Here is a 23,754-nt window from a genome sequence, read left to right as displayed (position 1 = left end):
ATGATCCGATACATCGCCCTTCTTTTGATGCCCCTCCAAGCCGCCGCCGTGACGCTGGACATGCCCGCAAACGCCGCGCTGGCAGCGCAAGAGGTTGAAGGGCTGGGCAGTTACGAGATGCCAACAGCTCCGTGGTCACCAGAAGGAATGCCCGTTCTGACCGGTACCGGAGAAGTCCGCCGCCAAGCATGGCACGTTGATGCCGCCGGTATTACGACTCTCCAACTTCTACGCCCCCTCGAGAACCAATTGGTTGAAGATGGTTTTGAAGTTCTTTTTCGCTGCACGGATGACGGCTGTGGCGGGTTTGATTTCCGTTTCTCAACTGATGTTCTGCCTGCGCCCGCGATGCATGTCGATCTGGGTGATTTTCGGTTTTTGGCCCTACAACGAGACGTCGACGGTGAGATTGAACTACTCAGCATTCTAGTCAGTCGATCATCGTCGACGGGATTTGCGCAGGTTATCCGCGTTGGAACAGCAGGCAGCAGCATCGTGGCCGAGGCTGACGCCCCAGCCGTGCACGCGGTTGCCCCGACAATCACAGGCGACCTTGCTCAATCTTTGGAAACTGTTGGACGGTTCATTTTGGCTGATCTGGCATTTCAAACAGGGTCCGCACAACTGGGCGAAGCTACGTTTCAAACACTGGAAGACCTTGCCGACTACCTGATCGCCAACCCAAGCCGAACGGTTGCTTTGGTCGGGCACACGGATTCGGTGGGGTCCCTGGACGGGAATGTTGCCCTGTCCAAGCGGCGTGCAGGGTCGGTCCTCGAACGCCTTGTGACGACCTATTCGGTTCCCCGTCGCCAGCTAGAGGCCGAAGGAATGGGATATCTTTCACCCATAGCCACGAACCTGACCGAAGAAGGCCGCGAAGCAAACAGACGTGTCGAAGTGATCATAACCTCTACCGAATGACCGTTAATGAGGCCGAGTGCAGGTCTCGTGATCGCCCAAAGCCTCTAGCACCATACAGGGGCCACCGTCATGGTCATCCAATGCCGAAATTCGGGCCAACTCAGCCTCTAGCCGCTGCAACTGGCTAATCCTAACACGAATATCAGCAAGATGAGCCTTCGCGATGTCATGTGCCCTGTCACAGGACACGTCGGTGTGCCCATCAAGCGCCACCAATGCGCGGACCGCTTCGATTGGCAACCCAAGTTCCCGCGCATGGCGGATGAACTTCAGCCTTCGCAATCCATCCAAATCATATCGCCGTTGATTGCCGCGTGTTCGCCCGACGGGCGCAAACAAACCAATGTTTTCGTAATAGCGAATGGTGGGAACTTTGACCCCAGTGCGCCGCGACAAATCGCCAATGGAATACATGCAAAAACCCCTTGAACCTCTAGCCACTAGAGGAATTACATAAGGCAGGCACAACAGCAAGGAACAGCTCATGGCCCATCACCACACTCACACGATCGACACATCTGAAGGCGACGGGCGCTTGCTCGGCGCGATTGGCGTGAATGTCGGGTTGACGGTTTTTCAGATCATTGGCGGCGTGCTGTCTGGGTCTTTGGCGTTGATCGCGGATGCGCTGCATAATCTCAGTGATGCAGCTTCGTTGGTGATCGCTTATCTCGCCCATAAGATCGCCAGAAAACCCGCTAGTGCTGACATGCCGTTTGGCTATACGCGGGTCGAAACCGTTGCGGCGCTGGTGAATTATACCTCTTTAACGATGATCGGCATTTACCTTGCATACGAAGCAATCTGGCGGTTCTTTGATCCGCAGCCAGTTATCGGCTGGCTGATGATCGTGGTGGCAATCGTTGCGCTTTTGGTTGACGCGATTACGGCATGGCTGACTTACTCGATGTCGAAAGACAGCGTGAACATTCGCGCCGCATTCCTTCACAACTTGGCCGACGCCATGGGCTCAGTGGCGGTCATCGTTGCAGGCCTAATGATTTATGCCTTCGGTTGGTGGTTGGCTGATCCGATCATCACCTTGATGATTGCCGCTTACATTCTTTGGATGTCTTTGTCGGAAATGCCGTCGGTTATCCGCACCCTCATGCTAGCGAGGCCCGAGCAAATCCACCCCCAAACGGTCATCAACACTTTGCTGGAGGTAGATGGCATCACCCATGTTCATAACGCGCACCTCTGGCAGGTGAACGAACACCTCACAGCGTTTCAGGCCCACGTGGTCGTTTGGGGCGGAGAATGGGCGGATGCGGACTCCATCAAATCCGAGGCAAGAGACCTGCTATCAAGCCAATTTGGTATTACCCAAATCACGCTGGAATTGGAATGCACGGCCCATGCCTGCATCAATGCCCCCACATTCGGTTCATAAAAAAACGCAGCCCCCATTTGACTGGACAGGCTGCGTTAGTGGGGGCGTTGCACCCCTTGGGATTCTTAACTGGGTTACCAGGCGTCTGGGCCCTTTTCGGCAAATGCATGCACGAGGAAATCAATGAATGCGCGGACCTTGGGTTGGGTAAACCGGCCCGGAGGATAGACCGCATAGATGCCTTGTGTTTCGACTGGAAGATCAGGGATCGCTTCTTCGACCAGACCTTTTTCCAATGCATCTGCATACAGAAATGATGGCAAGTAAGCGATGCCGAGGCCCGAGATTGCAGCGTTCAAAAGGGATTGCCCGTCGTTCACTGTCAGCCAGCCAGCGGTCCGCACTTGGCGTTTTTCACCGGATGGCGCTGTGAGTTTCCAAACAGCAGAGTTCGCTTGGTTGGAATAGTGAAGCAGTTTGTGATCATTCAGATCGTCGATCTTTTCAGGGCGACCATATTGTTCAAAATAACCCGGAGCGGCGACCATACGACGAGACGTTTCCGTCAATTTGCGAGCGCGCAGTGTGCTGTCTTCCAGCTCACCAATGCGGATCGCCATATCGAACCCTTCCGAGATCAGTTCAACATAGCGGTTGTTAAGGACCATGTTGACGGTGATGTCGTTAAACTCGCTCAAGAAGTCACCAAGCACTGGGGAAAGGTGGTTTACCCCGAAATCTGTTGCGACACTGATCCGCAAAAGGCCAGATGGCGCGCTTTGCATGGACGTCACCAAAGCATCCGCTTCGCCAGCGTCATTCAAAACGCGGCGGGCACGGTCATAATAGGCAAGGCCAATTTCGGTTGGGCTTACGCGGCGGGTCGTGCGGTTCAGCAGACGCGCACCAAGGCGGGCCTCTAGAGATGACACATGCTTGGAAACTGCGGATTTGCTAATCCCCATCTTCTTGGCTGCGTCAGTAAATCCACCTTGGTCCACGACTGTGGCAAAGGCTTCCATTTCCGTAAGGCGATCCATACTTGATCCTCGGTCTGCGTCTTTGTTCGAGGACCATCTATCGGGGTCAAAAGGGGCAGTACTGCGGCATTGGCCTGACAATTGCGCGGTAATCACAGGACTGTTGCGAGGCAGGAAACACAGAAACGCGGTGTTTACTTGCGGCCCTCACGATCCGTTTGCCCTGATCGCGGAAGTTATCAATTGCCCAACTAAAGCCGCGCCGCGCGGTGATGGATGCACCCAATCTTCGGCGTAAGCCGCTTCATCGCCAGATCCAACGACTTTTCCGGCGTCAACAAATGTCACCGAAGAGATCGTTTCCGCGAACCGCGCTTGTCGCGCCGACAATTCATCAAGTTCGGTCACGCAACCAGCAAATGCGCCCCCACGTTCACTCACAGGATAATAACCAAGCAGGATGACGTTGACGCCCTGCCCCGCAACACGAGAGATGAACGCAGGCATCGCACCGCTTTGTCCGTCCTGTGAGATGAGTGCATCCAGAACACGCCCAGCGTCAGGCATGCCACAGGTCGGCAAAAGATCATTGCCGCCGCCATCAACAATCATCCAGTCCCAATCACTGTCGGCATATTGGGTCGGGATTCCACGCGATCCCAAGAACGTCGCACCGCTAATCGACACGTTACTAACATCTAGGCCGGACTGCTGCTCAACCACGCTCGGAATAGAAAGCCCCGTGCCACGGTGCCACGCGAGAATGGAATCCCCAACGACGATGACATCGGCGTCCGTATCAACGGATGTCGGCACAAAGGAGCAAGCCGTCAGCCCTAATGCTACGGCAAGTGCTGCAGTCCAGTTCAGAAATCCCATGTCGTTCGCCCCCTTAACTAAAGGGACGCCACCAGTCGGGTTCCCTGATCAATCGCGCGCTTTGCGTCGAGTTCCGCCGCAACATCCGCACCACCGATAACATGGCAGGTGATCCCATTGGCGTCCAATGCGTCAGCCAGCGAACGTTCAGGAAGTTGGCCTGCACACATCACAATGGTGTCAGCTTCTATCAAAGTGGGGCGCTCGCGGGCCTCACCAAAGCTAACGTGAAGGCCATTCTCGTTGATGCGTTCGTAGTTCACACCCGCAACCATTTGCACGTCTTTCATCTTTAGCGTTGCGCGATGAATCCACCCCGTTGTCTTACCCAAACCCTTGCCGAGCTTTGTTGCCTTACGCTGAAGCAGTGTGACGTGGCGCGCAGGCGCATCTGGTTGTGGTCCCTCAGGGCGAATGCCGCCGCGGGTCGCTGCGGGGTCGCCGACACCCCATTCTTCCAGCCATTCGTCCAGATTCTCGGTCGGGCTGCCATCCGTTACAAGGAATTCGGCAACATCAAAGCCAATGCCACCAGCGCCAATAATGGCGACGCGTTTGCCAACGTCCGCTTTGCCGCGCAACACATCTATATAGGACAACACATTCGGACCGTCTTGACCTTCGATCTGTGGATCACGGGGCATGACACCTGTCGCGATGATGACCTCATCAAAATCGGCCAGATCATCTGCCGTTGCAGTTTGCCCGAGCCGGAGATTGATACCCGCCTTGGCGACAGCCGCGCGGTAATAATCGACCAACCCCCAGAATTCTTCTTTGCCTGGCACCTGTTTTGCCATGTTCAACTGCCCGCCGATTTCATCAGCCCGATCAAACAGCGTAACGGCCATACCCCGCTCTGCTGCCGCCAAAGCAGACGCCAACCCCGCAGGCCCAGCGCCGACAATTGCAACGGACTTGTCAGACGGCGTCAGGAGAAGTTCCGTTTCATGGGCCGCTTTCGGATTCACCAAACAGGACGCAATCTTCATAGAGAACGTGTGATCAAGGCAGGCTTGATTGCAGGCAATGCATGGCGCAATCAACGGCGCGTCTCCTGCTTCGGCCTTGGTGACAAAATGTGGATCAGCCAAAAACGGTCGCGCCATGCTCACCATATCAGCGCATCCATCCGCGAGAACGTCTTCGCCCACCTGTGGGGTATTGATGCGGTTGGACGTGATAATCGGGATCGTGACCTCGCCCATCAGTTTCTTGGTCACCCACGTAAACGCGCGGCGTGGCACCGAAGTTGCAATCGTCGGAATGCGGGCTTCGTGCCAGCCAATCCCTGTATTCAAGATGTTGGCACCCGCAGCTTCAATCGCTTTGGCCAGCATCACGACTTCTTCCCACGTTGAACCGTTCGGGATCAGGTCAATCATGCTGAGACGGTAAATCACGATAAAATCGTCCCCCACGGCCTCACGAACGCGTCGAACCACCTCAACAGGTAAACGCATACGGTTTTCATATGAACCGCCCCAACGGTCTTCGCGTTTGTTCGTATGTGTGACCAAGAACTGGTTCAGGAAATACCCTTCGGACCCCATAACCTCGACGCCATCGTATCCAGCTTCGCGTGCACGAGTGGCCGCTTTCACCATATCGGTGATTTGCTTTTCAATGCCGTCTTCATCCAATTCTTGCGGAGGAAACGGAGAGATCGGCGATTTGACGGGGGACGGCGCAACGCAGTCTTTCGAATAGGCATAGCGTCCTGCATGCAAAATCTGCATCGCGATCTTGCCACCTGCATCATGGACACGATCGGTTACGATCTTGTGGTTTGCGATGTCTGCTTCGCTGAATAATCCTGCCGCACCAGGAAATACGCCACCTTCTGGGTTCGGTGCCATTCCGCCCGTCACCATCAGGCCTACCCCGCCACGCGCCCGCTCGGCGTAGAACTCGGCGACGCGGTTCCAGTCGCGGGTTTCTTCAAGGCCCGTGTGCATGGACCCCATCAAAACGCGGTTCTTGAGAGTCGTGAACCCGAGGTCGAGCGGCGCGAGAAGGTGCGGATAAGAGGACATAGGTTACCCTTTCAGGAGGTTTCAGAAACCATGCCAAAGGTTTACGCAAAGGTCACTTTAAACGCGACGTCACCCGCCTTACCCCAACTTAGCTGTTGTCGGCGGTTTCAACACAGTGACGGCGGAATGCCTTTTTAAGCATATCCAGCTCAGCGCGAACCAGCGACAGCTCAGCGCGAATGTCTTCGGCCAGCGCATCACCTGCGATGATTGAGAAGTTCCCCAACACCGTATCATCACTTCGATCACGAATAACAAAGGTCTGAACGCCGTCAGAAATCCGATTTATCGGGACAGGAACACTGACCAACCAGTGTTCTTCGACGCGGTCCTCTTCGATGACAACACCATCAACCGCATAGTCCAGATGGGTGACTTCGATATTCGGCTGCCAGTCCGCCTGTCCGTTGTGTTTCAATGCCCCGTGCCAAACACCTTCAGCAAGCCGCAGTTTTGTCAGTTCGATCGTTTCAGACATCGCGGCCTCCTACAGGTCAGCGCGTGGATTGCGTGAGAATGTGACGTCACGCAACGTGACTTGGTTCATTTCCGGTCCTTCGAAAATCAGATCGACCCACATGGATTCAACCCGTTTTTCATTGAGCTTGGTATAAGCGAGATCAAATTCCACCATCACCTTGTCATCGTTCAAAGGCAATTCACGAACGATCTGTTCCGTATTCGGGCCGTGGCGCACGTTCAGTCGGGCGAAAATCTCGAGTGGCTTTTCAACCTCTACGATGACTTCCATACGAACGAGATGGCTTCTTAGAAGCCCGTCGCAGGAACTATCAGGGAGGTTGAGAACAAGGCTAAGGAAGGACCCATCGAACCGGAACACGTCCATACGCAGCCCGTACGGTGCAAGGTCAGCTTCTCTTGAATTCCGCAACTGGCGAAGGGACAGTTCTGAGATGTGACAATCATGAAAGATCGTAACCTCGTCGCCAAGTCGCGTTTTGCTTTCGACGGCACTTAGCCCCTTGAACGGCAATGCACCGCGCCAAAGCTGTGGGCGCCAAGACCAATCCGTGCCGGCTGGTTTGGGAAAGGACATCGAACCGATCCGCGGCAAAGCAAGACGGTTGTCGGCTTGGTGCGTCAGTTCATCCAGATTGTGACGTAGGAGCTGGGCCTCGGTGCGTTGACGACGCAGGGTCGTCAAATCAGTCGAGCCAGCCTTATTCGCCGCACGCGACCAAAACGCACGCGCACGACGCAAAAGCACCTTCTCCAACATACCTATGTTTTCTTTGCCCATGGGTCCCAAACGAATCTTAACTTCAGAACCATACCTGCCAAATTGTTTCGAGAAAGGAAACAATTAGCGGGAATTTCCCACTAGAATCAGCCGTTTTCTTCCGAAGTGTCGGTGGATGTGTTGACCTCAACGAACTCTGCCAGTGTCGCACCTAACAATCGTTCGCCTTCGCCGCGGCTGAGAGCGTTTCGTTCAAAGCTCAGCACCGTGATCGTAACCAAGCGCCCTTTCACATCCAAGAACCCGCGCCATTGTGGACCTGTGGTTCCTTGGAATGTGGGACCGGATGCATCTTCGAACCGAGCCAACACCGCGCCATCATCAGCAATGGTCGTGATTTCGCCAACACTTGCGATGTCATTGTCCGCGGCCAACAAACCTCTGCCCGCGTCGGTCTTAAGAAAGGCCGCGAACGCCTCTTCGTTGCCCCCAACGCTAGAGGTCTCTGCTGCACCGACTTGCACAGTGATCAACCCGTCCAGACTTGGCATGATGGCTGCATCTTGTGACATCAATGCACATCCCGCCATCACAGCGAACCCTTGGCGGGCATTGCTGGCTGCTTGGTCCACGCAATAGCCCTCTGGGCCACGAACCAAGACATCACCCTGCAAAAGCGAGAGCGTGCGAATACCTTCAGCTGTCGCATCCCGCGGCGCGCCAAGACGCGCCAATCCGTCGGTCACGGTGCCTGATACGTCATCACACCCGACCAAACCAAAGGCAGCAACCGCTAAAACACACGCACGTACTAACACGGTCTTACAGGTCCATGTAGATGTGACGTTCTTCCTTGGCACCTGGATGGGTAACCGCACCTTGTTGTGCGCCGCCCACCAACTTGGCGTATTTCCAAAGCGCGCCGGAGGAATAGATCGTCTCACGAGGTCCAGCCCAATCAGCCTTGCGCTGTGCAAGTTCGTCGTCTGACAGATCAACGGACAATTCACCCGTCACCGCATCAATAGTGATCACATCACCATCCTTAAGAAGACCAATCGGCCCACCGCGGTAGGCCTCTGGGCCAACGTGCCCAACACAGAAACCGCGCGTCGCACCCGAGAAACGACCATCGGTGATCAGTGCAACTTTCTTACCCATGCCCTGACCGGACAACGCAGCTGTCGTCGCCAACATTTCACGCATACCTGGGCCACCTGCAGGGCCTTCGTTGCGGATAACCAGAACTTCACCTTCTTTGTATTCGCGCTTTTTCACGGCATCGAATGCATCTTCTTCGCATTCAAATACACGGGCAGGTCCTGTGAACGACTGCTCATCAGCGGACATCCCAGCTACTTTCACAATCGCACCTTCCGGCGCGAGGTTGCCTTTTAGACCAACAACACCACCTGTCGGCGTAATTGGAGTGGCAGCAGGGTAGATCACACGGCCATCCGCCTCGCGGTCGATCAGATCGAGTTCGTGGCCGATGCTTTCGCCAGTCGCCGTCATGCAGTCTTCGTGGAACAGGCCAGCTTTGCGCAGCTCTTTCATGACAACAGGAACACCGCCTGCTTCATAAAGGTCTTTGGCGACGTACTGGCCGCCTGGCTTAAGATCGACAAAGTAAGGTGTCTCGCGGAAAATGTCACAAACATCGAACAGATCGAAATCAATGCCCGCTTCATGGGCGATAGCTGGAAGGTGCAAGCCTGCGTTCGTGGACCCCCCGGTACAAGCTACAACGCGCGCCGCATTTTCCAGCGACTGACGTGTCACCACATCGCGTGCGCGAATGTTCTTGGCGATCAGGTTCATAACGGCTTCGCCAGAGGCTTTGCCATACTGGTCACGGCTTTCGTAAGGCGCTGGTGCACCAGACGAATTTGGCAACGCAAGGCCAATCGCCTCGGACACGCAGGCCATCGTGTTGGCGGTAAACTGGCCACCACACGCACCTGCGGACGGACATGCGACCCGTTCGAGGATTTCAAGCTCGGCTTCAGTCATGGTCCCGTTTTGCTGACGGCCCACGGCTTCAAACATATCCTGAACTGTCAGATCGCGATTCGCGAAATCTTCGGGAACTGCCGCGCCAACGGGTGCACGACCCGGAAGAATGGAACCGCCGTATATAAATACGGACGGCGTGTTCAGACGAACCATCGCCATCATCATGCCCGGCAAGGACTTGTCACACCCAGCCAGACCAACAATTGCGTCATAGCAGTGACCGCGCATGGTCAGCTCAACCGTATCAGCGATCGCCTCGCGGGACGCCAATGAAGAACGCATACCTTCATGGCCCATCGCGATGCCGTCTGTGACGGTGATGGTTGTGAATTCACGTGGCGTGCCGTTGGCATGTTTAACGCCCATCTTCACGGACTGCGCTTGACGGTTCAGCGCGATGTTACATGGCGCTGCCTCATTCCAACACGTCGCAACACCAACCAGCGGTTGGTAAATCTCTTCCTCGGTCATGCCCATGGCATAGTAATAAGACCGGTGTGGCGCGCGTGCTGGCCCTTCAGTGACGTGGCGGCTCGGCAGGTTGGTTTTATCTGTGCGGGTGTTGGTCATGACAGCGTCCTTCGCAAAAGTAAGTTGGAAACGGTCTAATTCGCGCGGGCCAACGGGGCAAGGGCCGAAAGTCTGCTATTCCAACCCGCAGCGAAATAACGCACCCTTAGGCCATGAAGCTTTCGTTTTCCACTTTGACGGGCGGCTATAGCATTTGTCGCCTTCCCGCTGACGCCCCCCTGCCCAATTGGGCCGAGGGTGCAGGTTTGGTCAGCATCACCCGCGCCGAAGACGAACTTTCAATCGTTTGCCTGTCCGAACGCGCGCCCACGGACGCCGATCATGGCTGGTGCGCGCTGCGCGTCGACACACTGGCCGAACTCGATGAACCCGGTGTTGTGATGGCCGCCGTCGCCCCGATTTCATCCGCTGGGCTAGGTGTTTTCGTGATCTCCACCCACTTGCGAGACTATCTTCTGGTGCGCATGGTTGAAACAGACAGGGCCAGAGCTGCCCTCATTGGTGCGGGGCATGTTTTCACCTAAGACACCATCGGCATGGTATGTTGTCTTAAGCGGACTTCAAAGGCGGCTCTGATTGCAATTCGCCCACGGGCGGCTTATTTCGAACGCAACGTCATAAGAGGCCACGCATGAACTGGATTTCCAACTACGTCCGCCCACGGATCAATTCGATTTTCTCGCGCCGTGAGGTGCCTGAAAACCTGTGGAGCAAGTGCACCGAGTGCGGAACCATGTTGTTTCACCGCGAGCTGGCCGAAAACCTGAATGTCTGCACGTCTTGCGGACACCACATGGGCATCACGCCCCGCGATAGGTTTCTTGCGCTTTTCGACGGCGGTGTCTTTGTAGAAGTCGATGTGCCAGCCCCCACCGCTGATCCGCTCAACTTTCGCGATCAAAAGAAATATCCTGACCGGATGAAGGCCGCTTTGCGCAACACTGGCGAAAAAGAAGCCATGTTGGTCGTTGAGGGTGAGATTGGCCGCACGCCTATCGTGGCGGCGGCGCAGGACTTCAGCTTCATGGGTGGGTCCATGGGTATGTATGTCGGCAACGCCATTATTGCAGCCGCGACCCGCGCAGTTGAGCTGGGCCGCCCGCTTGTGTTGTTCTCCGCTGCAGGCGGCGCCCGTATGCAGGAAGGCATTCTTTCCCTCATGCAAATGCCGCGCACCACAGTCGCGGTTGAAATGCTGAAAGAAGCAGGCCTTCCCTATATCGTCGTTCTCACCCACCCAACGACCGGCGGCGTGACTGCGTCTTACGCAATGCTTGGGGATGTTCACATCGCGGAACCCAATGCGCTGATCTGTTTTGCGGGACCACGTGTGATTGAACAAACGATCCGCGAGAAGCTTCCCGAAGGTTTCCAACGAGCAGAGTACTTGCTGGATCACGGAATGCTGGACCGCGTGACACCACGTGGGAAAATGCGCGAAGAATTGATCACAATCACGCGCATGCTGATGGGTTTGCCTCCGGCAATCGCAGGTGATTTGCCCGCGCCCGACCCTGCAGCGGACGAGACCCCCGATGAGGCCGCACCTGCTGAGGATGCGAAAGAGTGACCAATGGATCGGACGTCATCCTTGAACGGATGATGGCACTGCACCCGAAGATCATCGATCTCACACTGGATCGCATGTGGCGATTGCTCAATGCATTGGGCAATCCACAAGACCGCCTACCCCCCGTGATCCATATCGCGGGCACCAATGGTAAAGGGTCCACCCAAGCCATGATCCGTGCGGGTCTTGAGGCACAGGGCAAACGCGTTCACGCCTACACTTCGCCGCACTTAGCCCGCTTCCATGAACGCATCCGGCTTGCCGGTGAGCTAATTTCAGAAGAGGCCCTCACCGCCGCGCTGGATCGCTGTTACGCCGCCAACAACGGCGAGAATATTACCTATTTCGAGATAACGACCTGCGCCGCGCTTTTGGCATTCTCTGAGACGCCAGCGGATTATACACTTCTTGAGGTCGGGCTTGGTGGCAGGTTGGATGCAACCAATGTGATGGACCCTGTGGTGAGCATCATCACGCCAATCGACCTCGATCATCAGCAGTTCTTGGGCGATACCCTCGCCGAAATCGCTGGCGAAAAGGCTGGGATCATCAAACGTGGCGTGCCCTGTATCGTTGGCCCACAACACGACGAAGCCATGGATGTCATTGAACACACGGCCGCGCGTCTCGGCGCGCCGGTAATCGCCTATGGGCAGCACTTTCATGTCAACGAAGAACACGGGCGCCTGACCTATCAGGACGAAACCGGACTGCTGGATTTGCCGTTGCCCGCCCTTCCCGGACCACATCAGGTGCAAAACGCGGGTGCGGTCTTGGCCGCCCTACGCCATCTCGGTGCGGATGAGGCCGCTTGCGAAGCTGCAATGTCGCAAGCCACATGGCCCGCTCGAATGGAACGACTGCGAAACGGAAAAGTTGTAGAATACGCCGCGCCCGCAGAAGTTTGGCTGGACGGGGGGCATAACCCTGCCGCAGGGCGCGCCATCGCAGCAACGCTTTCGACGTTGCCCAAACGTCCAACCCGTCTCATTTGTGGCATGCTCAACACCAAAGACGTTGTCGGTTTCATGGAGCCGCTCGCGCACTTCGCGGAAAGCCTGACAGCCGTCGCTATTCCCGGCGAAAAGAACACACTCCCTGCCGAAGACACTGCTACGGCCGCGATAAAGGCTGGTATCCCTGCGGAAACTGCGCCGAGCATATTTGCTGCGATCGACGCGATTTGCGCGCAGTCCCCAAACGCGCGTATTCTGATTTGTGGGTCTTTGTATTTCGCAGGTCACGTGATGCGGGAAAACGCCTAATCAAACGCCCTTGATCCACATGTCGCGCTATAGAATAAATGGCCTCATGTTACGTGTTTTGATCTTAAGCTTTTTGGCCACCCCTGCCGCCGCCGCTGATTTCGAATTCTGTTGGGAGGGCGACAATGGCTATCGCTTGGAAGGGTCTATGCGCCTTCCAGATGCTCTCATGAACAGATCCCTTCTGACACATGACGATGTTACGGGGTTTTTTATCCAGGGCTTTAAGGACGATGTTCCTTTAGGGGCTTGGGATCTCAGCCAACTTGGGCCGTCGACCAGCTGGAATTTGTCTTTCGACCCGCGTGGAATGGTGTTCCACACAGGCGGCATGCACGACAGTGAAAAAGGTCAAGCATGGAACGCTGGTGGACGGGCCGATGATTGCGGCGATCCCGGATTTGGGTTTAATTCCGGCACAAATGCGCAGGACCTTTGTGTGAACAACGTTTGGCACACCGACAGCATGATCAGCCGCTATACGCGATTTCCAGTCTTCATTGCCGGCACCGCAGACCTCGATTGCGGTGGTGTGGCGCTACTTGGTGGCCTCCCGCGCTCTGCGCAATCAGCAAGCGAATAAGCCTTTAACGACAAAAAATCGAACCAGTGATTCGTTTTTCCTTTGACGACTGATTCGCGATACCTCTATATCTGTTTGAAACGTCTAGCTGTGCTATGGGTCTGCCAAGAAGCCCACTACATCTAGAACGAAGTCGTTGGGGGACGAGGGATGAACCGCACAGCATTTGCGTGCACATTGATTGGGCTGGCCACAGTTTCTGCGGCTGAGACGTTCCCTGTGACAGCAGACGCCGTGTTTACCTTTCAAGGCAACGAGATCGTTATATCTCGCACGAGCGTCGTCGATCCAACAACGATCACCGCCCTGACGCAGATTAGTGCAACCTGCGCAACGCCCTGCCTCTCCCCAATGACGGTCGCCGAAAATGTCGCCACTTTGGGTGAATTGGACGTGATCCAGTTCTTGTCATCACAAGTAGAAACCGGTGACGGGCTTTTGGTGGACGCTCGAAATCCCGACCAACGGACGGTTGGCATTATCCCGGCCTCCGTGAACATTCCCGCCACGACCGTTTCACCCGAGAACCCTTATCGTAATGAAATCATCATGGCGCTTGGGGCGGAACAATTTGAGGGCATCTTCGATTTTTCTGACGTTATGACTTTGGTTGTCTTTGACGCCGGACCCGCAACAAACGACGCTCAAACTTTGATTTCTGACTTGCTGGGCGCAGGCTATCCACCTGACAAAATCGCGTACTATCGCGGCGGCATGCAGGTTTGGACGACCTTAGGATTAACAACCGCCGAGCCCCCGCAATAGACGGGCACGGTTTTCACGCCTTTCTGCACCTTCCCCTCCGGCGTGCAGATCATGGCTTACGCATTGCGATCCCCTGACACAGGTGATCGACACGATCTTGGCAGGGCGGGGGGGCGAGCTTTAGGCTCGTCCTCTTGTTTAATACAGGCAAAACCTTTGGGAAATCGGGGCGCGCGCCTCTCATTGGTCACATAACAATAGCGTCCCGGACAGCGAAACTTAGGACTTAACAACGATGAATATCGCAAGTGCAAAAAGTGTTAGTCGACTGGCCGTGTCGCTTACTGCGGTGGCAATCGGCAGCGCAGTAAGCGCACAGGATGTCCGCATTACGACATTCAAATCGGATGCCACATTCACTTTAAACGGCCGCACATTCACGGTGTCGCGTGACCAAAACATCGACAACACCCTAACGGGCGAATTCGCGCGGACGTCTCGCGCATGTCCGCCAAACTGCCTACAGCCCATGATCTCGGCCGACGGCGTCGCGACGCTTGGCGAATTAGAAGTCCTTGAATTTATGGAAGGCGAAGTCACAAACGGGCGAGGATTGCTGCTCGACACACGCGGAGCCGATGCATTCTCAAACGGGTCCATTCTTGGTGCGGTCAACGTCCCCCACGTCACGCTTGGGCCCGATAACCGATACCGCACAGATATTTTGTTGGCTTTGGGCGCGGTGCAAACGTCGACCGGTGCGTTGGATTTCCAAGACGCGATGGCCCTCACCATGTTTAGCGGTGGCGTTTGGTCCTCGGATGCGCGTACAGCCGTTAACAACCTCATCGAGGCCGGCTATCCGCCAGAAAAACTATTCTACTATCGAGGAGGCTTGCAGGCGTGGATGCACGTAGGCCTCACCACTCAAAACTCAGCGACCTCTAACTAACCCGATAAAGGTTTAAGCATGATCCGAACAACTGTCGCCCTTTTCGCCTTTGCACTTGTTTTGTGTGGGCTGATCATATTCCGGCCATTCGCTGACGGCGAAGTAGACACAGCTGATCGACTTGGCGCGCCCGTCGATATTGAAGTCACGCGTGCCTTCGCGCCAGACATTGATGCATTGGTGCGTGCGACAGAAGCGACAACACCAACCGCTACTCCGGCAGTTGCTCCGACGGCGATCGTTCAAGCACCTCGTCGTGTGGATGTGGCACGCCCTGATACAGATGATACGCGCCTGTCAGACATGACAAACAACGTCTTGGCCGAACTCGGGTTTGCTGGCGTAGAACCAGTGACGACCAATAGTCAGTTACAACGACAGTCAACGTCCGACATTTTGGCTGGCATCGAAGCCGCGACCGGACAGCATTCGGTTCTAGACGAGCGCGACTCCTTCGAGGCAATCGTAATTGCCGCATTGCGTGCAGGTGAAACCGACGAAAGCATTGACCGGATCGTCAACGAAGCCGCTGCGAACGGTGTCGCAGTTCCCGAAATCCTTGTGACTTCTGACGGTCGTGTGGACACCTCCGTCATGCTGACCAATATCGTAACCCAAGCGCAGATGGCAGCTGGGGCGGCGGCTCCCGCAATTCCAGAAGTGTCACCCGACGATGTACAAGGCATGGAAGTCCGTATCGTTCAGCGGGCTAATGATGATGTCGAAGCTCGATTCTACACAGTTCAATCTGGCGACAGCCTTGGTGCGATTTCGATCAAGTTCTTTGGCGTAATCACACATTACGAAGAGATATTCGAAGCAAACAAGGGCTTGCTCTCAAGCCCTGATCGAATCCGCGTTGGCCAGCGTTTGGTGATCCCGCAAATCTAAAGCTCTGCGTCGCGGCCCCAGTCTTCGCCCTGCATCTCGCGGAGGCGGCTGGCTGTGCGTTCGAACTCAAACACCCCAGTTCCTTCAACGTACAGCATCTCTGGAACGGCAGCAGCGGATGCGATCAGGCGGACCTTGGCCTCATACAACGTGTCTATCAGCGTAACGAAACGTTTTGCTTCGTTGAAGTTGGACCGGCTGAGCCTCGGAATATCTTCAAGGATCAAGACCCGTGCCGCGTCCGCCAAGGCCAAATAATCAGCGGCCCCGAGCGGCACCCCGCAGAGATCCCGGAAACTCGCGCGTGCCACGCCATTGGCAAAAGCCGGCACAACCACATCTCGGCCTTTGACCCGCAAAGTCAGCGGGGCAACTTCGCCCTGCGTCAGCCCGACGAACAAAGCATCGACTTTTTGTCGTGCTTCACCGTTTGCTGGGCTGAAATAAACCGCTGCGCCTTCCAAGACGGTCTGTCGATAATCCATATCGCTCGCCAGTTCATGCACCACCATTTTCTCGCGCAAGAGATCAATGAACGGCAGGAACAGCTGGCGGTTCAATCCATCTTTATAAAGATCATCAGGAACACGGTTGGATGTCGTAACAACAACTACACCCGCATCAAACAGGGCTTCGAATAAGCGCCCGACAATCATCGCATCCGTGATGTCGCTGATCTGCATCTCATCAAACGCAAGAAACCGCACCCGCGCCGCGAGGTCCGCCGCGACAGGAGCGATTGCATCATCAACCCCGTCTTTGCGTGCATTTGCGATCGCCTCATGAACCCACTGCATAAACGCGTGGAAATGGCTGCGTTGCTTGGGGACCTCCACCATTTCATACAATAGATCCATCAACATGGATTTGCCGCGCCCCACACCGCCCCACAGATACAAACCCTTGGGGCCTTGAACGGGGGCTGCCTTACGAAACAGGCTTTTTTTGGGGGCCGCAGGAACCGCCAGCACATCCGTGCGCACACGTTCCAGCGCGGCCAACGCTGCGCGTTGCACTGGATCATCGTGCAACACGCCTGCGTCTACGCGAGACTGATATTCTGACTGGATCGTTCCCATATCAGTGGCATACCGTGCTGACGTGGCAGCATCAATTGCCATCAGACAGTCCCATCGATCTACGTGATTGCGCAAACCACATCTTCGAAATTGACGCGCCACCGTTTCACGCCCAAAGTCGCCCGATGGAACGTCAATCAAACCTCATTACGCCCGTCCTCGTTGCTGGGTGTATCATCATCATGGTCAGCTTTGCGGTGCGGGCATCGTTTGGCGTGTTTCAAATCCCTATCGCTGAAGAATTCTCTTGGGCCCGCGCCGAGTTTTCCTTGGCGATTGCGTTTCAGAACCTCGCGTGGGGCATTGGCCAACCGATCTTTGGCGCATTGGCGGAACGGATCACTGATCGCAAAGCGATTATCCTTGGCGCGATCATCTATGCCGCAGGCTTGGTGCTGTCCTCGCAGGCTGTCAGTCCATTCGCTCTGCAATCTTACGCATGGCTTGTGGGGTTCGGCGTCGCAGGTACGGGATTCGGCGTTATCCTAGCCGTTGTCGGGCGCGCCGCGTCGGATGAAAACCGTTCAATGTCACTTGCAATCGCCACCGCCGCGGGGTCCGCTGGTCAAGTATTTGGCGCGCCGATGGCGGAGGTCTTGCTTGGGTTTATGCCGTGGCAATCTGTGTTCGTAGTTTTCGCAGGGCTCATCCTCGCGTCGTTGCTGGCGCTGCCAATGATGCGCGCACCGCAATCCGCGGGGAAACAGGAACTCGAAGAAACCATTGGCCAAGTGATCAAACGCGCCTTTCGCGATCCGTCTTACACCCTAATCTTCCTTGGCTTCTTTTCATGTGGCTATCAGCTGGCTTTCGTAACCGCGCACTTCCCTGCCATGATCACCGAGATGTGCGGCCCTATTCTGCCCGGTGGTGCACTGCACAGTATTGGCATCACCACGACGTCCGCGCTTGGGGCTGTGGCTATTTCGCTGATCGGCATGGCCAATATTGCGGGAACCCTTTTGGCCGGCTGGGCCGGCAAACGGTACTCCAAGAAATACTTGTTAGCGGGAATTTACACGGGCCGCACTATCGCCGCCGCCCTGTTCATTGCGTTCCCGATCACCCCGACGACAGTCATCTTATTTTCTGTTATTATGGGATCGCTGTGGTTGGCGACTGTCCCGCTGACCAGCGGTCTTGTCGCCCACATTTACGGGCTGCGTTATATGGGCACGCTTTATGGGATCGTGTTTTTCAGCCATCAGATGGGGTCGTTCCTGGGGGTCTGGCTCGGCGGCGCTCTCTATGATGCCTATGGGTCATATACCGCCGTTTGGTGGGTTGGCGTAGGCATCGGAGCCTTCTCTGCAATTGTCCATCTGCCGATCAAAGAAGACCGATCTGCGCCAGTGACCCCCAACCCAGCATAGCCGGCGGCCTTAAGACATGTCTTCTCGTAGCACCGAAGCAAGGAGATCAATGACCTCGGCAGAATTGGCATAGCCGATGTCATGAGCGGCACCTTGAACGACTTCTTGTCGGATGGCCCTGTTCCATTGGGTCAAAGTGCCCAATGATTTGAGAGGGATGATTTCGTCCTTTTCGGCCCATATCGCGACCACAGGAACGCCCTCACGGCTGATGGTGCGATGGGCGTCTTCCTGCATATCATCGAGCATATGACGGCGGCTGGACAGTACAGATCGCACAAAGCCACGGCTTTGGTATTCGGCCAATTGGAGTTCAACGATGCCTTTGATGTCGTAGTTCTTGCCCAACTGCGTTCTCAAGTTCCGGCGTTCAATTCGAGACACCAAAACAGCAAACAACCAGTCCCCGAAGAACGGAATCGTGCGGCTGAAATGAATTAGCTTGTCTTCGCGCAACCATGCGCCCCCAGACGCCAACAAGACCAAACGCCGAACACGACCTGGGTTTTGTGCTGTGAAATGGGTCGCGATTGAGCCTCCCATGGAATACCCCATCAGAGTTACGTCATCTTCCAGCCCTTGATGCTCTAACAGGTCAAGAAGTTGTTGCCCAAAGAAGTCACCGTCCTGTGCGCCGCGTGGCGCGTCAGAGAACCCGCGCCCATAAAGATCGTAAACCAAGACCCGATACCCGAGCTTTGCCAAGCCGTCCGCGATGGCATACCAGACCGGGCTGGGCGTCGCCAAACCATGCACACAAACGACCACTGGCCCTCGTGCGCTGCCAAGCCACTGGTAGTGCGTTACCCCTTGGCTAAGCTTGGCAAAACGACCCGGCGCCTGAGCGCGAAATGCTTCTGCACTATGTCGTTGACCTTCAGCGAACCAAGGCAATGCCGCGACAACGCCGATGACCAAAAGTGGTATGATCCAACCCATCATGCTGCACGCCCTTTCCATACATCGAGAATGTATCGGCTCGTCATAAGGTCCAGATGCGCACCACCGCCGTTCTTGAACAACGTGATGTCATCGTCAGCCCCCCTCAAGAACCGTTCCGGTTCATAGTAGTCTGCAATCACTTGTTCCGGCGCAATTGTGCCTGCTTCAAGCGGGATCTTAAGCTCGCCAATGTGGCCCATTGTCGTCTCATAACTATCAACAAAGATACGTGATTTCTGCAATGCAACGTCATCGACCTCGCGCATGTCGGGGCGATACGCGCCGATCAGATCAACGTGTTGGCCCGCCTGTAACCAGTCACCCTTAATGATAGGTTCCGTAGTCATGGTGGCGGATGTGATGATGTCCGCTTCGCGCACCGCAGCCTCCAGATCGTTGGCGACATCCACGCCTTCGCAGTCATGTGCAAACTGTTTGGCGCCTTCAAGTGAGCGGTTCCAAATTTTGAATCGCGCATCTGGAAAGGCAGCGCCATAGGCCTGCCATAGAGAACGCCCAACTGTCCCTGCACCAACAATCAGGATGTTTTTGCTATCAGGGCGCGCCAACCGTCGAGCGGCCAAAAGACTATCACCTGCGGTCTTCCATTTGGTCACGAGATGAAAATCCAGGATCGCTTCGAGCTGCCCATCACTGTCGGAAAACAGGTTCACCGCCCCATGTATCATCGGGGTGTCGGTTTTTCTGTTGTCAGGAAAAATCGTGGCGCACTTAATCGCAAGCCCCATACCGTCGATCCACGCCGAACGGTTCAACAGGGTGTCAGGATCGCGATATAAAAACACGTCTTCAACCGTCGCCTTAGGCCTGAGGTGACCGACGGCAAGCGCATCGGTCAAGCCAATCCAATCAAGATGCTTTTGTCCGTCCTCAAATGGGATCATCACGGTCATTGTGCGGCCTCAGCAGTAATCAAGTTTTCGGCGATAAGCCTCTCGGCAAACCCTTTTGGACCTTCAAAGAGGTGTGTCTTCCAGCCGCGAGTGGCGGCGGCGGCTATGTTTTCAGCAATGTCATCGGTGAACATCAGGCTGTCTGCCGGCAGGCCGGTTTCTTTTTCCAGACGTTCGTAAATCTCGGCGTGAGGCTTTGAAATCCCTAACTCCGCCGAGATGAACCGACAGTCAAATTCTTGCAAGAACGGATATTCCCGATCAGCAATTTCTAACGTTTCGACACCGAAATTCGACAGGGCAAAAACGGGTACCTTGGCGTGACGCAATGCGCGCAGCAGCCTTACAGAATGGTCAATTGCGGGGGATGCCATTTCTATCCAGCGATCCCGCCAAAGGCTGATTTCGTCCGCCCAGTCGGGATAAGCTGACATCAGGCCCGCAGTTGCATCGTGAAAATTCTCACCCGCGTCTACACGGGCGTTCATTTCAAGAATCGGAACAGCAGCAAAAAACTCAGCCCGTTTCTCAGCGCCGATGACGCGGTCAAAAAATCGTTCGGGCTGCCATTCAATCAGCACGTTACCAATGTCAAAAATGACGGCACGAATGGTCATTGGGGTTTCTCTCCGGTTTTCACAGCTCTCACACACGTTTTGCGGCACGAAGCTCCCGTTCTAAAGCGTCCAGAAACCGCGACCGGTCCGCCTTTGAGAACGCCTTGCCGCCGCCTTGGCGAAACGGGTCCGCCGCGCGAATGTCGGCCATCAGGTCACGTGTCGCAAGGATGTTGCCAATATTGGCTTGCGTCAGGGCTTCGCCATTGTGCTTGAGGACCCGCGCGCCCGCTTCGACGCATTTGGCAGCAAGTGGGATATCGCCCGTTATGACAACATCACCCGCAACCGCGCGATCGGCGATCCAGATGTCGGCGATGTCGGGGCCGTCTGGTACGATGACCGTCTCGACCAAGGGGTTCTGGGATGGCCGTAAACCACCGTTGGACACAACGAACATCTTCACGCCATGGCGTGTGCCGACCTTTTCGACTTCGGCCTTTACGGGGCAGGCATCCGCATCAACGTAAATCATGAGCGCCTCACTTCCAAAGCGCCTCGGCATGGAAATTCACGTGGTCTTCCATGAAGGATGAGATGAAGAAATAGCTATGATCATAGCCTTTCTGGAGACGAAGTTGCCCGTCTTGTTTTGCGGCGGTCATTGCGCCCGCAAATGCCTCAGCGCCCAAAAGATCCCAGAACTGGTCATCGGTCCCCGTGTCGATCAGCATTGGCCCATCAAAGCCACCACCCTGCATGAGCACCGTTGCGTCGTGAGGTCCCCATTTGGATTCATCACCCCAATACGCGGCAAATTGTTTTCGGCCCCAATCGCTGTTCGTTGGATTACAGATCGGCGCAAATGCCGAAACAGACCGGAATCGACCCGGCAATGCCATAGCCATTGTCAGCGCACCGTGCCCGCCCATGGAATGCCCCGTGATCGACTGTCGCGTCATATCGACTGCAAAGTGTTCACCGATCAACGCGGGCAATTCATCCGCCGTATAGCTCCACATCTTGAAATGCTTCGCCCAAGGTTCTTGGGTCGCGTCGATGTAAAAACCAGCGCCCTGCCCGAGGTCATAGGCATCATCATCAGCGACGTCGTCACCCCTTGGGGATGTATCTGGAAAACACAGCGCGATGCCGTGATCGGCGGCCCAAGCCTGTGCACCCGCCTTGGTCATCGCGTTTTCGTGGGTGCAAGTAAGACCCGACAGGAACCACAAGATCGGCACGGGACCGTCCTGCGCTTCTTCGGGTAGGAACAAGCCAAACGTCATGTCGGTTCCCGTTGCGTTTGATCGGTGTTTGTAGACGCCTTGCACACCGCCGAAACAGCGATTTTCAGATATGGTTTCCATCAGGAGTTCGCCTCGTATGTCGTAAGAATTTCGGAAAGGTCTTTTTTCTTTTTGGCCACAGCCGGCACCGATGCGTCCGCGGCGGGATGGCCAACTGCCAAAATCATAATCGGTTTTTCATTCTCGGGACGATCGCAGAGTTCGTTCAAGAACTTCATCGGATTTGGCGTGTGCGTAAGACAGGACAGCCCAGCCGTATGCAAAGCCGTGATCAGCATGCCTGTTGCGATGCCAACGCTTTCGGGGACGTAATAATGCTTAACCCGCTCGCCGTTCCGTTCGCCCCATCGCTGGGCAAAAATCACGATAAGCCATGGCGCGATATCAAGGTGGGGCTTAGAGGCATCCGTGCCGATTGGCTCCAACGCCTTGAGCCACGCATCACCGCCTCCACCGCTATAGAACTTCACTTCTTCGTCCTCGGCCGCTTTGCGAACTTTGGACTTCATCGCGGGGTCACTGATTGCCACAAAATGCCACGGCTGCTGGTTCGCACCGCTCGGCGCTGTTCCTGCCGCGCGAACGCAGGCTTCAATCACGGCCTTTGGTACAGGTCGGTCGCTGTATTCCCGGATCGAATGTCGCGTTTTAACGTGAGCATAGAACTGCTCTGCCTCGACCAACATCTGGTCATCGTCATAGTCTGCGCGATCAGGCAGTGGCAGTGCTGAATAGACGGGGGCGGTTTCGCTCATTTCGGACCTCTAGGTTACGGCGGCAATCACGGCGGACACTGTGACAACGCTTACGGCGGTGGACAACAGAATGGACGCAGATACCCGCGCGGGTGCGACTCCATAGTGCTGCGCAAGGATGTAGACATTTCCCGCCACGGGCAAGGCGGCAGCGGCAATCATTACACCAGCGGCGTAAGGATCGACGGGAAATATAACAAGCGCGGCAAAGGCCACGGCAGCGGGATGCAAAATCAATTTGGCAAATGAAAGCCAACCCGCAACAGCAATGCGTTCTGCCGATTTACCCGCCAATGACGCGCCAATCGCAAACAACGCGCCGGGCGTAGCGGCGGCCCCAAGGATCGACAGGAATTCATTCAACGGCGCAGGGATCGGCAAGGCAAACGACGACACGACCAACCCCAAAGAGATCGAAACGATCATTGGGTTCTTCAGCAAGCCTATCCCGACCGTTCTAAGTATCCCGATAGACATACGCCCATCGCGCGATCCGGTGATGAGGATCACAATCAACGATCCGAAGACGATTAGATCCACGGCAAGGACCAGCACCACCGGCCCGACGGCCTGTTCCCCCAATAGGAGCACCAACATCGGAATGCCAAGGAAGCCGACATTTCCGATGACCGCACATTGGGCCTCGACAGCGGCCTCTTCGACGCCGCGTTTGCGCAGTAGGGCCACGCCTGTCGCAAGAAGGTAAACGAACAGCGTGCCCCAAAGATATGCCAACACAAACGGCCAATCAAAAATATCTACGATCGACAGGTTCGCAGAAAACCGAAACAGCATTGCGGACAGGGCAAAGTAGAACACGAATTTGGTGAGATAGGCCGTGGCCTCAGGGGTAAAGAACCCTGTGCGGCCCGCGCCATAGCCAAGCCCGATCAAGGCAAAAAACGGCAAGGTCTGAAGAAAAATGTCCCACATGGTTAAGGGTTAGCACCCCTTCATG

At 55.6% G+C, this 23,754-nt stretch carries 26 protein-coding genes; 10 read left to right on the top strand and 16 right to left on the bottom strand.

Features of this window, described 5'->3' with window-relative positions; all coding sequences use genetic code 11:
• A complete protein-coding gene (locus KO486_RS04805) occupies nucleotides 1-924 on the top strand; it encodes an OmpA family protein (RefSeq protein ID WP_216036098.1) in 924 nt (307 codons plus the stop codon).
• A gap of 3 nt (nucleotides 925-927) precedes the next feature.
• On the opposite strand, the gene KO486_RS04800 is transcribed toward KO486_RS04805, so the two are convergent.
• Nucleotides 928-1,338 (bottom strand): helix-turn-helix domain-containing protein, encoded by a 411-nt coding sequence (locus tag KO486_RS04800; RefSeq protein WP_216036097.1) that lies wholly within the window; start codon nucleotides 1,336-1,338, stop codon nucleotides 928-930.
• Between the two features lie 70 nt (nucleotides 1,339-1,408).
• Here KO486_RS04800 and KO486_RS04795 point away from each other — a divergent pair, with 70 nt between their 5' ends.
• On the top strand, nucleotides 1,409-2,317 hold the full coding sequence (locus tag KO486_RS04795; protein WP_216036096.1) for a cation diffusion facilitator family transporter: 909 nt from the start codon (nucleotides 1,409-1,411) through the stop codon (nucleotides 2,315-2,317).
• A 74-nt stretch (nucleotides 2,318-2,391) separates the two neighbouring features.
• Here the strand turns inward: KO486_RS04795 and KO486_RS04790 are convergent, their stop codons facing one another.
• From KO486_RS04790 to ilvD, 7 genes are all read right to left on the bottom strand, one after another.
• Entirely contained in the window at nucleotides 2,392-3,297 is a 906-nt protein-coding gene (locus KO486_RS04790; RefSeq protein WP_216036095.1) for a LysR family transcriptional regulator, read from the bottom strand.
• A 147-nt stretch (nucleotides 3,298-3,444) separates the two neighbouring features.
• Nucleotides 3,445-4,116 carry an SGNH/GDSL hydrolase family protein gene (locus KO486_RS04785; RefSeq protein WP_216036094.1) on the bottom strand — a complete coding sequence of 224 codons (672 nt, stop codon included), beginning with the start codon at nucleotides 4,114-4,116 and terminating at the stop codon, nucleotides 3,445-3,447.
• Nucleotides 4,117-4,133: 17 nt separating this feature from the next.
• A complete protein-coding gene (locus KO486_RS04780; protein ID WP_216036093.1) occupies nucleotides 4,134-6,152 on the bottom strand; it encodes an NADPH-dependent 2,4-dienoyl-CoA reductase in 2,019 nt (672 codons plus the stop codon).
• Nucleotides 6,153-6,240: 88 nt separating this feature from the next.
• Entirely contained in the window at nucleotides 6,241-6,630 is a 390-nt protein-coding gene (locus KO486_RS04775) for a hypothetical protein (protein WP_216036092.1), read from the bottom strand.
• A 9-nt stretch (nucleotides 6,631-6,639) separates the two neighbouring features.
• Nucleotides 6,640-7,413 (bottom strand): DUF6478 family protein, encoded by a 774-nt coding sequence (locus KO486_RS04770; protein ID WP_216036091.1) that lies wholly within the window; start codon nucleotides 7,411-7,413, stop codon nucleotides 6,640-6,642.
• An 86-nt stretch (nucleotides 7,414-7,499) separates the two neighbouring features.
• A complete protein-coding gene (locus KO486_RS04765; protein WP_216036090.1) occupies nucleotides 7,500-8,171 on the bottom strand; it encodes a hypothetical protein in 672 nt (223 codons plus the stop codon).
• 4 nt (nucleotides 8,172-8,175) lie between these two features.
• The gene (gene ilvD / locus KO486_RS04760) at nucleotides 8,176-9,939 is read right to left on the bottom strand and encodes a dihydroxy-acid dehydratase (protein ID WP_216036089.1); all 1,764 of its coding nucleotides are present in this window, start codon (nucleotides 9,937-9,939) and stop codon (nucleotides 8,176-8,178) included.
• Nucleotides 9,940-10,052: 113 nt separating this feature from the next.
• On the opposite strand from ilvD, the gene KO486_RS04755 reads away from it, so the two are divergent.
• From KO486_RS04755 to KO486_RS04725, 7 genes are all read left to right on the top strand, one after another.
• Nucleotides 10,053-10,424: an ACT domain-containing protein gene (locus tag KO486_RS04755; RefSeq protein WP_216036088.1), complete on the top strand. Its 372-nt coding sequence runs from the start codon at nucleotides 10,053-10,055 to the stop codon at nucleotides 10,422-10,424.
• A gap of 107 nt (nucleotides 10,425-10,531) precedes the next feature.
• On the top strand, nucleotides 10,532-11,470 hold the full coding sequence (accD, locus tag KO486_RS04750) for an acetyl-CoA carboxylase, carboxyltransferase subunit beta (RefSeq protein ID WP_216036087.1): 939 nt from the start codon (nucleotides 10,532-10,534) through the stop codon (nucleotides 11,468-11,470).
• Nucleotides 11,467-12,735 (top strand): folylpolyglutamate synthase/dihydrofolate synthase family protein, encoded by a 1,269-nt coding sequence (locus KO486_RS04745; RefSeq protein WP_216036086.1) that lies wholly within the window; start codon nucleotides 11,467-11,469, stop codon nucleotides 12,733-12,735. Before accD ends, KO486_RS04745 begins: the two co-directional genes overlap by 4 nt.
• 46 nt (nucleotides 12,736-12,781) lie before the next feature.
• On the top strand, nucleotides 12,782-13,318 hold the full coding sequence (locus tag KO486_RS04740) for a hypothetical protein (protein ID WP_216036085.1): 537 nt from the start codon (nucleotides 12,782-12,784) through the stop codon (nucleotides 13,316-13,318).
• A 150-nt stretch (nucleotides 13,319-13,468) separates the two neighbouring features.
• Nucleotides 13,469-14,083: a rhodanese-like domain-containing protein gene (locus tag KO486_RS04735; protein WP_216036084.1), complete on the top strand. Its 615-nt coding sequence runs from the start codon at nucleotides 13,469-13,471 to the stop codon at nucleotides 14,081-14,083.
• Between the two features lie 235 nt (nucleotides 14,084-14,318).
• The gene (locus KO486_RS04730) at nucleotides 14,319-14,975 is read left to right on the top strand and encodes a rhodanese-like domain-containing protein (protein WP_216036083.1); all 657 of its coding nucleotides are present in this window, start codon (nucleotides 14,319-14,321) and stop codon (nucleotides 14,973-14,975) included.
• 18 nt (nucleotides 14,976-14,993) lie between these two features.
• Entirely contained in the window at nucleotides 14,994-15,866 is an 873-nt protein-coding gene (locus KO486_RS04725) for a LysM peptidoglycan-binding domain-containing protein (RefSeq protein WP_216036082.1), read from the top strand.
• Here the strand turns inward: KO486_RS04725 and zapE are convergent.
• A complete protein-coding gene (gene zapE / locus KO486_RS04720; RefSeq protein ID WP_216036232.1) occupies nucleotides 15,863-16,945 on the bottom strand; it encodes a cell division protein ZapE in 1,083 nt (360 codons plus the stop codon). The two genes, KO486_RS04725 and zapE, sit on opposite strands and share 4 nt — an antisense overlap.
• Before the next feature lie 125 nt (nucleotides 16,946-17,070).
• On the opposite strand from zapE, the gene KO486_RS04715 reads away from it, so the two are divergent.
• Nucleotides 17,071-18,318: an MFS transporter gene (locus KO486_RS04715; protein ID WP_216036081.1), complete on the top strand. Its 1,248-nt coding sequence runs from the start codon at nucleotides 17,071-17,073 to the stop codon at nucleotides 18,316-18,318.
• A gap of 9 nt (nucleotides 18,319-18,327) precedes the next feature.
• Here KO486_RS04715 and KO486_RS04710 read toward each other — a convergent pair whose 3' ends face one another.
• The 7 genes from KO486_RS04710 to KO486_RS04680 are packed head-to-tail and all read right to left on the bottom strand — an operon-like array spanning nucleotide 18,328 to nucleotide 23,729.
• On the bottom strand, nucleotides 18,328-19,260 hold the full coding sequence (locus KO486_RS04710) for an alpha/beta hydrolase (RefSeq protein ID WP_216036080.1): 933 nt from the start codon (nucleotides 19,258-19,260) through the stop codon (nucleotides 18,328-18,330).
• Nucleotides 19,257-20,174 carry an ornithine cyclodeaminase gene (locus KO486_RS04705; protein WP_216036079.1) on the bottom strand — a complete coding sequence of 306 codons (918 nt, stop codon included), beginning with the start codon at nucleotides 20,172-20,174 and terminating at the stop codon, nucleotides 19,257-19,259. The genes KO486_RS04710 and KO486_RS04705 overlap by 4 nt, the downstream gene beginning before the upstream one ends.
• The gene (locus KO486_RS04700) at nucleotides 20,171-20,791 is read right to left on the bottom strand and encodes an HAD family phosphatase (RefSeq protein ID WP_216036078.1); all 621 of its coding nucleotides are present in this window, start codon (nucleotides 20,789-20,791) and stop codon (nucleotides 20,171-20,173) included. Before KO486_RS04700 ends, KO486_RS04705 begins: the two co-directional genes overlap by 4 nt.
• Nucleotides 20,792-20,819: 28 nt before the next feature.
• The gene (locus KO486_RS04695) at nucleotides 20,820-21,266 is read right to left on the bottom strand and encodes a YaiI/YqxD family protein (protein WP_216036077.1); all 447 of its coding nucleotides are present in this window, start codon (nucleotides 21,264-21,266) and stop codon (nucleotides 20,820-20,822) included.
• Between the two features lie 7 nt (nucleotides 21,267-21,273).
• Nucleotides 21,274-22,101 carry an S-formylglutathione hydrolase gene (gene fghA, locus KO486_RS04690; RefSeq protein WP_216036076.1) on the bottom strand — a complete coding sequence of 276 codons (828 nt, stop codon included), beginning with the start codon at nucleotides 22,099-22,101 and terminating at the stop codon, nucleotides 21,274-21,276.
• The gene (locus KO486_RS04685; RefSeq protein ID WP_216036075.1) at nucleotides 22,101-22,796 is read right to left on the bottom strand and encodes a nitroreductase family protein; all 696 of its coding nucleotides are present in this window, start codon (nucleotides 22,794-22,796) and stop codon (nucleotides 22,101-22,103) included. The genes fghA and KO486_RS04685 overlap by 1 nt, the downstream gene beginning before the upstream one ends.
• Nucleotides 22,797-22,805: 9 nt before the next feature.
• Nucleotides 22,806-23,729: an AEC family transporter gene (locus tag KO486_RS04680; RefSeq protein ID WP_216036074.1), complete on the bottom strand. Its 924-nt coding sequence runs from the start codon at nucleotides 23,727-23,729 to the stop codon at nucleotides 22,806-22,808.
• Between the last annotated feature and the right edge of the window lie 25 nt (nucleotides 23,730-23,754).

The organism is Octadecabacter sp. B2R22 (genome assembly GCF_018861045.1).
Taxonomy (GTDB): domain Bacteria; phylum Pseudomonadota; class Alphaproteobacteria; order Rhodobacterales; family Rhodobacteraceae; genus Octadecabacter.
This window is presented reverse-complemented; position numbering and strand designations above follow the sequence as displayed.

Bases quoted from the DNA above. Each gene is read 5' to 3' on its own strand.
- KO486_RS04805 (WP_216036098.1), top strand. From the start codon at position 1: ATGATCCGATACATCGCCCTTCTTTTGATGCCCCTCCAAGCCGCCGCC.
- KO486_RS04800 (WP_216036097.1), bottom strand. From the start codon at position 1,338: ATGTATTCCATTGGCGATTTGTCGCGGCGCACTGGGGTCAAAGTTCCC.
- KO486_RS04795 (WP_216036096.1), top strand. From the start codon at position 1,409: ATGGCCCATCACCACACTCACACGATCGACACATCTGAAGGCGACGGG.
- KO486_RS04790 (WP_216036095.1), bottom strand. From the start codon at position 3,297: ATGGATCGCCTTACGGAAATGGAAGCCTTTGCCACAGTCGTGGACCAA.
- KO486_RS04785 (WP_216036094.1), bottom strand. From the start codon at position 4,116: ATGGGATTTCTGAACTGGACTGCAGCACTTGCCGTAGCATTAGGGCTG.
- KO486_RS04780 (WP_216036093.1), bottom strand. From the start codon at position 6,152: ATGTCCTCTTATCCGCACCTTCTCGCGCCGCTCGACCTCGGGTTCACG.
- KO486_RS04775 (WP_216036092.1), bottom strand. From the start codon at position 6,630: ATGTCTGAAACGATCGAACTGACAAAACTGCGGCTTGCTGAAGGTGTT.
- KO486_RS04770 (WP_216036091.1), bottom strand. From the start codon at position 7,413: ATGGGCAAAGAAAACATAGGTATGTTGGAGAAGGTGCTTTTGCGTCGT.
- ilvD (WP_216036089.1), bottom strand. From the start codon at position 9,939: ATGACCAACACCCGCACAGATAAAACCAACCTGCCGAGCCGCCACGTC.
- KO486_RS04755 (WP_216036088.1), top strand. From the start codon at position 10,053: ATGAAGCTTTCGTTTTCCACTTTGACGGGCGGCTATAGCATTTGTCGC.
- accD (WP_216036087.1), top strand. From the start codon at position 10,532: ATGAACTGGATTTCCAACTACGTCCGCCCACGGATCAATTCGATTTTC.
- KO486_RS04740 (WP_216036085.1), top strand. From the start codon at position 12,782: ATGTTACGTGTTTTGATCTTAAGCTTTTTGGCCACCCCTGCCGCCGCC.
- KO486_RS04735 (WP_216036084.1), top strand. From the start codon at position 13,469: ATGAACCGCACAGCATTTGCGTGCACATTGATTGGGCTGGCCACAGTT.
- KO486_RS04730 (WP_216036083.1), top strand. From the start codon at position 14,319: ATGAATATCGCAAGTGCAAAAAGTGTTAGTCGACTGGCCGTGTCGCTT.
- KO486_RS04725 (WP_216036082.1), top strand. From the start codon at position 14,994: ATGATCCGAACAACTGTCGCCCTTTTCGCCTTTGCACTTGTTTTGTGT.
- zapE (WP_216036232.1), bottom strand. From the start codon at position 16,945: ATGGGAACGATCCAGTCAGAATATCAGTCTCGCGTAGACGCAGGCGTG.
- KO486_RS04715 (WP_216036081.1), top strand. From the start codon at position 17,071: ATGGAACGTCAATCAAACCTCATTACGCCCGTCCTCGTTGCTGGGTGT.
- KO486_RS04710 (WP_216036080.1), bottom strand. From the start codon at position 19,260: ATGATGGGTTGGATCATACCACTTTTGGTCATCGGCGTTGTCGCGGCA.
- KO486_RS04705 (WP_216036079.1), bottom strand. From the start codon at position 20,174: ATGACCGTGATGATCCCATTTGAGGACGGACAAAAGCATCTTGATTGG.
- KO486_RS04700 (WP_216036078.1), bottom strand. From the start codon at position 20,791: ATGACCATTCGTGCCGTCATTTTTGACATTGGTAACGTGCTGATTGAA.
- KO486_RS04695 (WP_216036077.1), bottom strand. From the start codon at position 21,266: ATGATTTACGTTGATGCGGATGCCTGCCCCGTAAAGGCCGAAGTCGAA.
- fghA (WP_216036076.1), bottom strand. From the start codon at position 22,101: ATGGAAACCATATCTGAAAATCGCTGTTTCGGCGGTGTGCAAGGCGTC.
- KO486_RS04685 (WP_216036075.1), bottom strand. From the start codon at position 22,796: ATGAGCGAAACCGCCCCCGTCTATTCAGCACTGCCACTGCCTGATCGC.
- KO486_RS04680 (WP_216036074.1), bottom strand. From the start codon at position 23,729: ATGTGGGACATTTTTCTTCAGACCTTGCCGTTTTTTGCCTTGATCGGG.